Annotated in this window: 11 protein-coding genes; 7 read left to right on the forward strand and 4 right to left on the reverse strand. The window is 63.1% G+C overall.

Annotation, left to right across the window (positions count from 1 at the left end; translation table 11 throughout):
- Both AC1POX_RS04515 and AC1POX_RS04520 read right to left on the reverse strand, forming a co-directional pair.
- Complete coding sequence (locus tag AC1POX_RS04515) at positions 1-945, reverse strand: electron transfer flavoprotein subunit alpha/FixB family protein (RefSeq protein WP_008576938.1); 945 nt, start codon at positions 943-945, stop codon at positions 1-3.
- Entirely contained in the window at positions 945-1,691 is a 747-nt protein-coding gene (locus AC1POX_RS04520; protein WP_010377782.1) for an electron transfer flavoprotein subunit beta/FixA family protein, read from the reverse strand. The genes AC1POX_RS04515 and AC1POX_RS04520 overlap by 1 nt, the downstream gene beginning before the upstream one ends.
- Positions 1,692-1,918: 227 nt before the next feature.
- Here AC1POX_RS04520 and rfbB point away from each other — a divergent pair, with 227 nt between their 5' ends.
- From rfbB to AC1POX_RS04545, 5 genes are all read left to right on the forward strand, one after another.
- Positions 1,919-2,974, forward strand: coding sequence for a dTDP-glucose 4,6-dehydratase (gene rfbB, locus AC1POX_RS04525; RefSeq protein ID WP_031424434.1), 1,056 nt, complete (start codon positions 1,919-1,921; stop codon positions 2,972-2,974).
- A gap of 55 nt (positions 2,975-3,029) precedes the next feature.
- Positions 3,030-3,917 carry a glucose-1-phosphate thymidylyltransferase RfbA gene (gene rfbA / locus AC1POX_RS04530; protein WP_031424432.1) on the forward strand — a complete coding sequence of 296 codons (888 nt, stop codon included), beginning with the start codon at positions 3,030-3,032 and terminating at the stop codon, positions 3,915-3,917.
- Positions 3,914-4,471, forward strand: a complete 558-nt coding sequence (gene rfbC / locus AC1POX_RS04535; protein ID WP_011052372.1) for a dTDP-4-dehydrorhamnose 3,5-epimerase — start codon at positions 3,914-3,916, stop codon at positions 4,469-4,471. Before rfbA ends, rfbC begins: the two co-directional genes overlap by 4 nt.
- On the forward strand, positions 4,468-5,367 hold the full coding sequence (gene rfbD / locus AC1POX_RS04540) for a dTDP-4-dehydrorhamnose reductase (protein WP_008576951.1): 900 nt from the start codon (positions 4,468-4,470) through the stop codon (positions 5,365-5,367). Before rfbC ends, rfbD begins: the two co-directional genes overlap by 4 nt.
- Before the next feature lie 340 nt (positions 5,368-5,707).
- Positions 5,708-6,874, forward strand: coding sequence for a nucleotide sugar dehydrogenase (locus AC1POX_RS04545; RefSeq protein ID WP_109291089.1), 1,167 nt, complete (start codon positions 5,708-5,710; stop codon positions 6,872-6,874).
- 289 nt (positions 6,875-7,163) lie between these two features.
- Here the strand turns inward: AC1POX_RS04545 and AC1POX_RS04550 are convergent, their stop codons facing one another.
- Both AC1POX_RS04550 and AC1POX_RS04555 read right to left on the reverse strand, forming a co-directional pair.
- Entirely contained in the window at positions 7,164-8,567 is a 1,404-nt protein-coding gene (locus tag AC1POX_RS04550) for a mannose-1-phosphate guanylyltransferase/mannose-6-phosphate isomerase (RefSeq protein ID WP_031424428.1), read from the reverse strand.
- A gap of 47 nt (positions 8,568-8,614) precedes the next feature.
- Positions 8,615-9,961 (reverse strand): phosphohexomutase domain-containing protein, encoded by a 1,347-nt coding sequence (locus AC1POX_RS04555; protein WP_029820288.1) that lies wholly within the window; start codon positions 9,959-9,961, stop codon positions 8,615-8,617.
- 134 nt (positions 9,962-10,095) lie between these two features.
- Here AC1POX_RS04555 and AC1POX_RS04560 point away from each other — a divergent pair, with 134 nt between their 5' ends.
- Together AC1POX_RS04560 and AC1POX_RS04565 are read left to right on the forward strand one after the other, a co-directional pair.
- Positions 10,096-10,827: a CoA transferase subunit A gene (locus tag AC1POX_RS04560; RefSeq protein WP_372356794.1), complete on the forward strand. Its 732-nt coding sequence runs from the start codon at positions 10,096-10,098 to the stop codon at positions 10,825-10,827.
- On the forward strand, positions 10,827-11,465 hold the full coding sequence (locus tag AC1POX_RS04565) for a CoA transferase subunit B (protein WP_338339451.1): 639 nt from the start codon (positions 10,827-10,829) through the stop codon (positions 11,463-11,465). The genes AC1POX_RS04560 and AC1POX_RS04565 overlap by 1 nt, the downstream gene beginning before the upstream one ends.
- The last annotated feature ends 4 nt before the right edge of the window (positions 11,466-11,469 follow it).

Here is an 11,469-nt window from a genome sequence, read left to right on the forward strand (position 1 = left end):
TCAGCCCAACGCAGCCTCCAACTCCGGCAGCAGCGTAAACAAATCTCCCACCAGCCCGATATCGGCAATCTCGAAGATCGGCGATTCCGGGTCCTTGTTGATCGCCACAATCGTGCCGGCGTCCTTGATGCCGGTCAGGTGCTGGATGGCGCCGCTGATGCCGATGGCCACATACAGTTCCGGAGCGATGATCTTGCCGGTCTGGCCGACCTGCAGCTCGTTGGGTACGTAGCCGGCATCCACTGCCGCGCGCGAGGCGCCTACGGCGGCGCCGAGTTTGTCGGCCAGGCTGTAGATATGCTGGAAGTTCTCGGCCGAGCCGACGCCGCGGCCACCAGAGACCACGCGCTTTGCGCTCTGCAGGTCGGGACGGTCGGAGCTGCCTGCTGCCAGACCGACAAAACGGGTATGGGTCGGCAACGCGGCCTCCACCGTGGCCGCCTCGACCGTCGCGCTTCCACCGCCGGCCGCTTCCGGCCAGGAGGCACTGCGCACTGTCGCCACCACGATCTGCTCGGCCGGGGCCTTGACGGTGATGATGGCGTTGCCTGCATAGATCGGACGCTTGAAGGTGTAAGCGTCTTCGACCGACATCAGATCGGAGATCTGGTTGACGCCCAGCAGCGCAGCCACGACCGGCATCAGGTCCTTGCCGAAGGTGGTGGAGGGTCCAAAGACATGCGTGTAGCCCTGGCCGGCAAGCTGGGCGATCTGCGGCCCCAGCACCTGCGCGATGGCGTGTTCGTTTGCGGCGTTCGCCACCGTCAGCACTCGGGCAACACCGGCTAACTGCGCGGCTTGCGCTGCAACCGCGGCCGGGTCGGCAGCCAGCACAACCACATCAATTGAGTCGGCCGAGATCGCCAGCGCAGCGCTGAGGGTCTTGGCGGTGGCCGCATTGAGCTGACCGTTGAGATGTTCGGCAACAACGAGAACCTTGGCCATTACAGCAACCCCTTCTGCTTGAGTGCGGCCACCAGCTCGGCGGCGTCCTTGACCATCACGCCGCGGCTGCGCTTGGACGGCGCGGCGTAGTGCGTGGTGGTCAGGCTGTCATGCGCGTCGACGCCCAGGTCGGCAAACGCCAGCGTTTCCAGCGGCTTGCTCTTGGCCTTCATGATGTCCGGCAGCTTGATGAAGCGCGGCTCGTTCAGGCGCAGATCGGTGGTGATCACTGCCGGCAGGTCAATTTCCAGCGTCTCCAGGCCGGCATCGACCTCGCGCGTCACCGTGGCCTTGCCATCGGCAACGACGAGCTTGCCGGCGAAGGTGGCCTGCGGGCGGCCCCAGAGGGTGGCGAGCATCTGGCCGGTCTGATTGGCGTCGTCGTCGATGGCCTGCTTGCCGAGGATGACCAGATCCGGCTGTTCCTTCTCGACCAATTTGAGCAGCGCGCGCGCGGCGGTCAGCGGCTGAACAGCCGCATCGGTCACCACATGGATTGCGCGATTGGCGCCCATGGCCAGGCCGTTGCGCAGGTGCGCAGCCGCATCGGCCGGCGCCAGGGTGGCGACCACGACTTCCGTGGCGATGCCGGCATCGCGCAGGCGCAATGCTTCTTCCAGGGCGATTTCGTCGAACGGGTTGGGCGAGAGCTTGACGCCCTCGGTCACCACGCCGGAGCCATCCGGCTTGACCTGAATGCGGACGTTGTAGTCCACCACGCGCTTGTAGGCGACGAGGATTTTCATCGTGTACGAGATCCTTCAGCTATTGCGGGAAGGCCCGGCCGCGGCGGCAGGCACGGGAGTGGGGGCATTCTAACCGGGTGAAGCGAACCATGCGATGGCGTATGGATGGTGCGGTGCGGCACGTTGTCTCCCAAATTGGTCAGTGCTTAGGCCCGGTATTGCGCTAACCGTATATCCTGTGTCGTTTGAATACGCAGCGCGGTTCGCGCGCGATAAGGAGATAGGCAGTGGCAACTTGGCTAGTAACCGGCGGCGCCGGCTTCATCGGTGGGAACTTTGTTCTTGAAGCAGTGGCTCGCGGGGTGCGCGTGGTCAATCTTGACGCGCTGACCTATGCGGGAAATCTGAACACATTGGCTCCCCTGGAGGGCAACCCGCACCATGTTTTCGTCAAGGGCGACATTGGCGACGGCGCGTTGGTCGCCAGTCTGCTGCACGAACACCAGCCCGATGCGGTGCTGAATTTCGCGGCCGAGAGCCATGTGGATCGCTCGATCGAAGGTCCGGGCGCGTTCATCCAGACCAATGTGGTTGGGACCCTGGCCCTGCTTGAAGCGGTCCGTGACCACTGGAAGGCGCTTCCGAAGGAGCGTCAGGATGCGTTCCGGTTTTTGCATGTGTCCACCGATGAGGTCTACGGCACGTTGGGTGAGACCGGCAAGTTCACCGAAACCACGCCTTACGCGCCCAACTCGCCGTACTCCGCATCGAAGGCTGCTTCCGATCACCTGGTGCGCGCGTTCCACCACACCTACGGTCTGCCGGTGCTGACCACCAATTGTTCGAACAATTACGGTCCGTACCACTTCCCCGAGAAGCTCATTCCGCTGGTAATCGCCAAAGCGCTGGCTGGCGAACCACTGCCGGTCTACGGCGACGGCAAGCAGGTGCGCGACTGGTTGTTCGTCAGCGACCACTGCGAAGCGATTCGTACCGTGCTGGCGAAGGGCAAGGTCGGCGAGACCTACAACGTCGGTGGCAATTCAGAGCGGCAAAACATCGAGGTCGTACAGGCGATCTGCGCACTGTTGGATCAGCACCGTCCGCGTGACGATGGCAAGCCGCGTGCGAGCCAGATCACCTATGTGACGGATCGCCCGGGCCATGATCGCCGCTACGCGATCGACGCTTCCAAGCTGAAGAACGAACTGGGCTGGGAGCCCGCCTACACCTTCGAGCAGGGCATCGCGCAGACGGTGCATTGGTATTTGACCAACCAGGCCTGGGTGCAGGGCGTGCTGGATGGCAGTTACCGGTTGGAACGGATCGGTGCCTCGGCGTAAAGCGCCCCAGCAAGAGCCCGCGCGGTCGTGTGCGGGCCTCACAAGGAACTATCTCATGACACAACGTAGAGGCATTATTTTGGCGGGTGGGTCGGGCACGCGCCTGTATCCGATCACCAAGGGCGTCAGCAAGCAGCTGCTGCCGGTCTATGACAAGCCAATGATTTATTACCCGCTGAGCGTCCTGATGCTGGCAGGTATTCGCGATATTTTGATCATCAACACGCCGCATGAGCAGGCGCTGTTTCAGTCTCTGCTCGGCGATGGCGCGCAATGGGGAATCAATATTCAGTACGCCGTGCAGCCCAGTCCGGACGGGCTGGCGCAGGCGTATCTGATCGGCCGCGATTTTGTCGATGGCAAGCCGAGTTGCCTGGTGTTGGGCGATAATATTTTCCATGGCCACGGTTTGACCGAAACGCTACGCCGCGCAGACGCGCGCGAGCAGGGTGCGACGGTGTTCGGTTATTGGGTCAACGATCCTGAGCGCTATGGCGTGGCCGAATTCGATCAGCAGGGAAAGGTCATCGATATTGCCGAAAAGCCTGAAAAGCCCCGCTCCAACTATGCGGTCACCGGTCTGTACTTCTATGATGGAAAAGCCAGCGATTATGCGGCCGCCTTGAAACCTTCCCCGCGTGGCGAGCTGGAGATTACCGATCTCAATCGCTGCTATCTCGATGCTGGTGACCTGCATCTTGAGCCGCTGGGACGCGGGTATGCATGGCTGGATACCGGAACGCACCAGTCGCTGCATGAAGCGGCCAATTTCATCGAGACCATCCAGATGCGTCAGGGTCTGCAGGTGTGCTGCCCTGAAGAAATTGCATTCGGTCAGGGCTGGATCGATGCGGAACAGCTGGAGCGGCTGGCCGCCCCATTGCTGAAAAACGACTATGGCAAGTATCTGCACGAATTGGCTGTGCGAGGAGTAGTACCGTGAAAATCGTCGAAACCCGTTTACCAGGGTGTGTGGTCATCGAGCCGGCAGTGTTCGGCGATGAACGCGGATATTTTTTTGAAACATGGAATGCGGAGCGCTTCGGCCAGCATGGTCTGCCGACGAAATTCGTGCAAAGCAACGTGTCCACCTCGGCCAAGGGCGTGCTGCGCGGTTTGCACTACCAGTGGCCGCGTCCCCAGGGCAAGCTGGTCAGCGTGCTTGAGGGTGAGGTCTACGATGTGGCTGTCGATGTCCGCCATGGATCGCCCAACTTCGGGCAGTGGGCAGCCGTGGTGTTGAGCGCGGAAAACAAAAAGCAATTCTGGATTCCAGAGGGATTCGCGCACGGCTTTGCAGTGCTGTCGGAGCGAGCAGTGTTCAGCTACCTATGCACCGACGTCTACGTGAAGGAGGCCGATGCCGGCGTGCGCTGGGATGATGCGGCAATTGGCATCGACTGGCCGATCAGCAACCCATTGTTGTCTGCAAAGGACTCCGCCGCGCCGTTTCTGGGCGATGTGCCGGCCGAACGCCTGCCGGTGTATACGCCGTGACCACGCTGGTACTGGGAGCCAATGGACAGGTCGGCACGGAATTGCTGCGGGCATTGGCGGCCAATGGCCCGATCCTAAGTAGCACCCGCAGTGGTCGGTTGCCGGATGGGGCAGCGTGCGAGGTGGCAGACTTCGACGCACCGCAACGCCTGAGCGAATTGCTGGACCGCTTGCAGCCAAGTTGCGTCGTCAACGCAGCCGCCTATACGGCCGTCGATCGTGCCGAGCAGGAGCGTGATGCCGCCTTCCGTGCCAATGCCGAGGCGCCGTCGGTCATCGCGCAATGGTGCGCGCGCGCCAGTGTGCCCCTGGTCCATTACTCGACCGACTATGTCTTCGATGGACAGGGCACGCGCCCCTATCGGCCGGACGATGCCACCGCGCCGCTCGGCGTGTACGGGCAAAGCAAACTGGCCGGCGAGCAGGCAGTGCAGGCGGCCGGCGGCCGTCATCTGATCTTCCGCACTGCCTGGGTCTACGCGGCGCATGGACACAATTTCCTGCGCACGATGCTGCGCGTGGGCGCCGAGCGCGACGTGCTGCGCGTGGTCGCCGACCAGATCGGCACGCCAACGCCAGCGGCGTTAATCGCCGACATCACGGCGCACGCGCTGCGCCAGCCGGGCGAACCCTCCGGCTTGTGGCATCTGACCGCCGCCGGGCAGACCACCTGGCACGGCTTCGCCGAAGCCATCTTCGCGCAGGCGCGCGCGCGCGGCCTGCTCGCCCATGCGCCGCGCGTGGAGGCGATCAGCACCGCCGACTATCCCACGCCGGCCACGCGCCCGGCCTATTCGCGACTGGATATCCACAGCCTGCAGGACACCTTCGGCGTCCGCCTGCCGGACTGGCAGGATGGACTGAGCCAGGTGCTGGACACGCTCGCCCAACGATGAGCGTCGTCGGTGGTGCCACCGATCGGTGCGGCTTCAGCACCGACTCATAGCTTGCACTTCGCTTCGGCTACCATCAGGGTTGATCCGCGCCGGACCGGCGATCTGCTCCACGCAGGTCGCGGCCGACGTGGATGTGCCGCTGAAGCGGATGCCACGCACGATGCATACGTTGGATGCATGCAGGTGTGCGCTGTATCGCATCAGCCGGCACTGTGCAGGTTCTCGCGTATCCCCCAGCGGGCGCGCCAGCCCCATTGCGGGCTCGGCCGTCCCGTCATTACGCCGTGACCTGCATGCAGCGCGCTACATCCTCCCCCATCCAATGTCGCAAGGAATTCCAATGAAGATCGCTGTCGCGGGTACCGGCTATGTCGGTCTGTCCAATGGCGTATTGCTCGCCAAGCACCATGAGGTGGTGGCGCTGGACATCGTCGAGTCCAAGGTGAAGCTGCTCAACGAAGGCCGCTCGCCGATCGTCGACAAGGAACTCGAGGCCGCGCTGGCCCAAGGTGGCTTGAACTTCAAGGCCACCCTGGACGCCAAGGAGGCGTTTGCCGGCGCAGAGTTCGTGATCATCGCTACGCCCACCGACTACGATCCGGACACCAACTATTTCAACACTGGGTCGATCGAGGTCGTGATCGCCAAGGTGCTGGAGATCAATCCGCAGGCGACCATGGTGATCAAGTCGACCATTCCGGTCGGCTACGTCGCCAAGCTGCGCGCGCAGTTCGGCACCGACAGCATCATCTTCTCGCCCGAATTCCTGCGCGAAGGCCGGGCGTTGTACGACAACCTGTACCCGTCCCGGATCATCGTCGGCGAGCGTTCGGCGCGTGCGGAAACCTTCGCGCGGCTGTTGCAGGAAGGCGCGCTCAAGCCCGACGTGCCGGTGTTGTTCACCGAGCCGACCGAGGCCGAGGCGATCAAGCTGTTCGCCAATACCTACTTGGCGATGCGCGTGTCCTACTTCAACGAACTGGACACCTACGCGCTTACCCATGGGTTGGATAGCCGCCAGATCATCGAGGGCATCTGCCTGGATCCGCGTATCGGCAGCCACTACAACAATCCTTCCTTCGGCTATGGCGGTTACTGCCTGCCCAAGGACACCAAGCAGTTGCTGGCCAACTACCAGAGCGTGCCGCAGAACATCATCCGGGCGATCGTCGATTCCAACACGACCCGCAAGGACTTCATTGCCGCCGACGTGCTACGGCGCAATCCCAAGGTGGTCGGCATCTATCGACTGATCATGAAGGCCGGGTCGGACAATTTCCGGTCGTCCAGCATCCAGGGGGTGATGAAGCGCCTCAAGGCCAAGGGCGTGGACGTCATCGTGTACGAGCCGACGCTGAGCGATCCTGAGTTCTTCCGTTCGCGCGTGGTCAACGACCTGGAGGCCTTCAAGCGCGAAGCCGATGTCATCATCAGCAATCGCATGGCCGACGCGCTGCAGGATGTGCAGGACAAGGTGTATACGCGCGACCTGTTCGGCGACAACTGAGCCAGACAGGCGCTTGAGTCCTGGCGGGTGGCGATGCCATCCGTCCAGGACGCCCATGGGACTCACGGCGATGCGGTGCTATGTACCTGCTTCGCAGGCAGGTACCCGCGGTGGCGAACCGTGGGCGATGCAGCTGCGTTGCCCGCATTCACAGGTGTGCGACACAGCCAATGAGGCGTGTGGCCTCTGATCCGCGCGCGCGCCGTATCGCGATAAACGTGGCCACGGATAACGCAGGACGGCGGCCGAAGGCCGCCGTCGATATTGCCGTCTACGGTGAGACGCGCGATCAAGCGCGGCCGTAGGTGTCTTCGAAGCGCACGATATCGTCTTCGCCCAGATAGCTGCCGGACTGCACCTCGATCAATTCCAGCGGCAGCTTGCCCGGATTGCGCAAGCGATGGGTGACGCCCAGCGGGATGTAGGTGCTCTGGTTTTCGGTCAGCAGCAGCACTTCTTCGCCACGCGTCACTTCGGCCGTGCCGCTCACCACGATCCAGTGTTCGGCGCGGTGGTGATGCATCTGCAGGCTCAGCACTGCACCGGGTTTGACGGTGATGCGCTTGACCTGGTGGCGTTGGCCCATGTCGATGGAATCGTAAGCGCCCCATGGACGATAGACCTTGCGATGCCAGGTGGCCTCGGAACGGCCAGCGGTCTTGATCTGGCTGACGATGTCCTTGACCTCCTGGATGCGGTCGCGGTGGCCGACCAGCACGGCGTCCGGCGTTTCAACGACCACCACATCCTCAAGCCCAACCATGGCGATCAGGCGCGAGCCGTACGCATACGTGTTCTGGCAATCGAGCTGGATCACGTCGCCATGGTGCGCGTTGCCTTGCGCATCCTGGCTGGAAACATCCCGCAGCGAAGACCACGAACCGACGTCGTTCCAGCCCGCGTCCAAGGGCACCACAACCGCATCGGCGGTCTTTTCCATCACGGCATAATCGATCGAATCCGACGGGCTGGCGGCGAAGGCGTCCTTGTCCAGACGGGTGAAATCGGCGTCGCGCTTGCCGTTTTCCCACGCCTTCTGGCACGCATCGGCAATGGCGGGATGGAACTTGCGCAGCTCTTCCAGGTAACGCGACGCACGGAACAGGAACATGCCGCTGTTCCAGTAGTACTCGCCGCTTGCCAGGTAGCTTTGTGCGGTGGCGAGGTCGGGCTTCTCGACGAAGCGCTCGACTGCGCTTGCACCGGTACCGGCGCCGGCCTTGATATAGCCATAGCCGGTTTCGGGCGCAGTCGGCTTGATGCCGAAGGTCACCAGCTTGCCTTGCTCAGCAGCAGTCGCTGCCAAGGTCACTGCCGCCTGGAACGCAGCCTCGTTCTGAATGACGTGGTCGGAAGGCAGCACCAGCAATAGCGGGTCGGCACCGTCGCGGGTCGCTTCCAGCGCTGCAACGGCAATTGCCGGCGCCGTGTTGCGTCCCTTGGGCTCCAGCAGGATGGCCGAAGGCTTCACGCCTAACTGCTGCAACTGCTCGGCGGCCATGAAGCGGTGTTCTTCATTGGCGACCACGATGGGGGCGTGACCTGCGACGGGAGCCGCGCGCAGCCAGGTCGACTGCAGCATGCTCTTGTCGCCGACCAGCGGCAGGAACTGCTTGGGATAGGACTCGCGCGACAGCGGCCACAGGCGCGTGCCGGAGCCGCCGGACAAGATAATGGGTAGGACGTCGCTCATGGGCGGGGGAAACTCCAAAGTGCGTCTATGGGTGGGAGAGGGGTCAATCAGCCGCGCAACAGGTCAGAAATTTCCTGCGTACGCGTTTCCAGCAGTGCGGCATCGCCGCGCGTTTCCACGTTCAGGCGCAGCAGCGGCTCGGTATTGGAGCTCCGCAGGTTGAAACGCCATTGGCCAAAGTCGGCGCTGATGCCGTCGGTGTAATCCAGCTCCGGCGACAACGACGCGTAATGCTCCATCACGCGGGCAACGGAGGCCTTGGCATCGGCCACCTTGAAGTTGATCTCGCCGCTGCAGGGGAATTTCTGCATGCGCGCTTCGACCAGATCGGCCAGCGAACGGCCCGACTGCGACACCAGTTCGGCGATCAGCAGCCACGGAATCATGCCGGAGTCTGCGTAGGCGAACTCGCGGAAATAGTGATGCGCGCTCATCTCGCCGCCGTAGACGGCATTTTCGCTGCGCATCTTTTCCTTGATGAAGGCGTGGCCGCTCTTGCACAGCACCGGAATGCCGCCGGCTTCTTCGACCTGCTCGACCGTGTTCCAGGTCAGGCGCGGGTCGTGCACGACCTTGCCGCCCGGCTGCTTGGCCAGGATCGCCTGGGCCAGCAGGCCGACCAGGTAATAGCCTTCGATGAAGCGGCCGGTGTGATCGAAGAAGAAACAACGGTCGAAGTCGCCGTCCCACGCGATACCGAAATCGGCGCCGTTGTCCTTGACCGCCTTGGCGGTGGCGTCACGGTTTTCCGGCAGCAACGGGTTGGGGATGCCGTTGGGGAAGTTGCCATCGGGCTCATGGAACACGCGCACGAATTCGAACGGCAGATGCGGCGCAAGCAAGTCGACGATCAGACCGGCGCCGCCGTTGCCGGCATTGACCACCAGCTTGAGCGGCTTGAGCGTGCTGCGGTCCACGTAGCTGAGCAGGTGCTCCAGGTACGCGGTCTTGTCGGTGCGGCTCTGCTCACTGGCGGTGGGCTCGCCAGGCGCTGCGGTATCGGCCGCGACCGTGTCGCGGATGGCGAACAGACCGGTATCCGAGCTGATCGGTCGCGCTTGCTCGCGGACCAGCTTCATCCCGTTGTAGTCCATCGGGTTGTGACTGGCGGTCACCATCACGCCGCCGGCGGCCTTGAGGTAATCGGTCTGGAAATAGACTTCCTCGGTGCCGCACAGGCCGATGTCGATCACTTCACGGCCACTGGCGCGCAGGCCCGCCGAAAGCGCTTCCTGCAGCGCCGGGCTGGCCAGGCGCACGTCGTGGCCCAGGACCACCGGCCCTTGATCCAGTTGCGCCGCCAGCGCCACGCCGATGCGGCGGGCCAAGTCCTCGTTGAGTTCATCCGGCACACGGCCGCGAATGTCGTAGGCCTTGAAGGCGGGTAGCGTCATGGGCAAATCCTGAAGTGGGGGACGCCCGAGTTTAGCGGCTGCGTCGTGTCTTGGGTGTGGCGGAATTGCGACCGGGGACAGGGAACAGTCAGCGGATAGAATGGGCGCTTCACATCAGCGAGGTGAGGGCGGTGATGCGCAGTGACGGACGTGGTGCGGCAAGCGGCAAACGCTATGCCGATGCCAAGGCAGCACTGGACGGGGTATTGGCCAATGGTCAGACCCTGGCGGTGGGCGGCTTTGGGTTGTGTGGAATCCCGGAGGCATTGATTGCAGCCGTGCGCGACAGTGGGATCGGCGGGTTGACCGTGATCTCGAACAACGCCGGCGTCGACGGATTCGGGCTTGGTCAATTATTGGCCACCCGGCAGATCCGCAAGATGATTTCGTCCTACGTGGGCGAAAACAAGGAATTCGAACGCCAATACCTGGCGGGCGAGCTCGAGCTGGAGTTCAATCCGCAAGGCACCCTGGCCGAGCGTTTGCGCGCCGGTGGCGCGGGCATTCCTGCGTTTTACACTGCCACCGGCTACGGCACGATCGTGGCCCAGGGCAAGGAAACGCGCGAATTCGACGGCAAGCATTACGTGCTTGAAACCGCGTTGCAGGCCGACGTGGCGCTGGTCAAGGCATGGCGCGCCGATACCGCCGGCAACCTGGTATTCCGTAAGACCGCGCGCAATTTCAATCCCGCCTGCGCCATGGCCGGACGCGTGTGCATCGCCGAGGTTGAGGACATCGTGGAGCTGGGCGATATCGATCCGGATCAGGTGCATCTGCCCGGCATTTACGTGGACCGCCTGGTGCTCAACTCCACGCCGGAAAAACGCATCGAACAGCGCACCGTGCGCGAAGGACAGCAGTGATGGCGTGGACCAGAGACCAGATGGCCGCACGCGCGGCACGCGAACTGACCGATGGTGCCTACGTCAACCTGGGCATCGGCCTGCCGACGCTGGTCGCCAACCACATCCCCGACGGTGTGGATGTGTGGCTGCAGTCGGAGAACGGCCTGCTTGGCATCGGCCCGTTTCCAAGCGAAGACCAAGTGGATGCAGACCTGATCAATGCAGGCAAGCAGACCGTGACCGCCCGCGCCGGTGCCAGCTATTTCGGCAGCCACGATTCATTCGCGATGATCCGTGGCGGCCACATCGACCTGGCGATTCTCGGCGCAATGCAGGTCACCGACCGTGGCGATCTGGCCAACTGGATGGTGCCCGGCAAGATGGTCAAGGGCATGGGCGGTGCAATGGATCTGGTGGCCGGCGTCAAACGCGTGGTGGTGTTGATGGAGCACGTCGCCAAGGACGGAAGCCATAAGATCTTGCGCCAATGCGACCTGCCACTGACCGGTGTCGGCGTGGTGGACCGCATCATTACCGATCTGGCAGTGTTCGATGTCACTGCAGATGGATTGGTGCTGGTGGAGGCGGCAGACGGAGTGGAGTTGGACGAGTTGCGCCACAAGACGGGCGTTGAAATCTTGGCGTCTCAGTCGTAAGGCG

The sequence above is a fragment of the Xanthomonas sp. NCPPB 3442 genome (assembly GCF_056725145.1).

Coding starts and splice junctions, on each gene's coding strand:
- AC1POX_RS04565 (WP_338339451.1), top strand. CDS start 10,827: ATGGCGTGGACCAGAGACCAGATGGCCGCACGCGCGGCACGCGAACTG.
- AC1POX_RS04515 (WP_008576938.1), bottom strand. CDS start 945: ATGGCCAAGGTTCTCGTTGTTGCCGAACATCTCAACGGTCAGCTCAAT.
- AC1POX_RS04550 (WP_031424428.1), bottom strand. CDS start 8,567: ATGAGCGACGTCCTACCCATTATCTTGTCCGGCGGCTCCGGCACGCGC.
- AC1POX_RS04520 (WP_010377782.1), bottom strand. CDS start 1,691: ATGAAAATCCTCGTCGCCTACAAGCGCGTGGTGGACTACAACGTCCGC.
- rfbA (WP_031424432.1), top strand. CDS start 3,030: ATGACACAACGTAGAGGCATTATTTTGGCGGGTGGGTCGGGCACGCGC.
- AC1POX_RS04560 (WP_372356794.1), top strand. CDS start 10,096: ATGCGCAGTGACGGACGTGGTGCGGCAAGCGGCAAACGCTATGCCGAT.
- AC1POX_RS04545 (WP_109291089.1), top strand. CDS start 5,708: ATGAAGATCGCTGTCGCGGGTACCGGCTATGTCGGTCTGTCCAATGGC.
- AC1POX_RS04555 (WP_029820288.1), bottom strand. CDS start 9,961: ATGACGCTACCCGCCTTCAAGGCCTACGACATTCGCGGCCGTGTGCCG.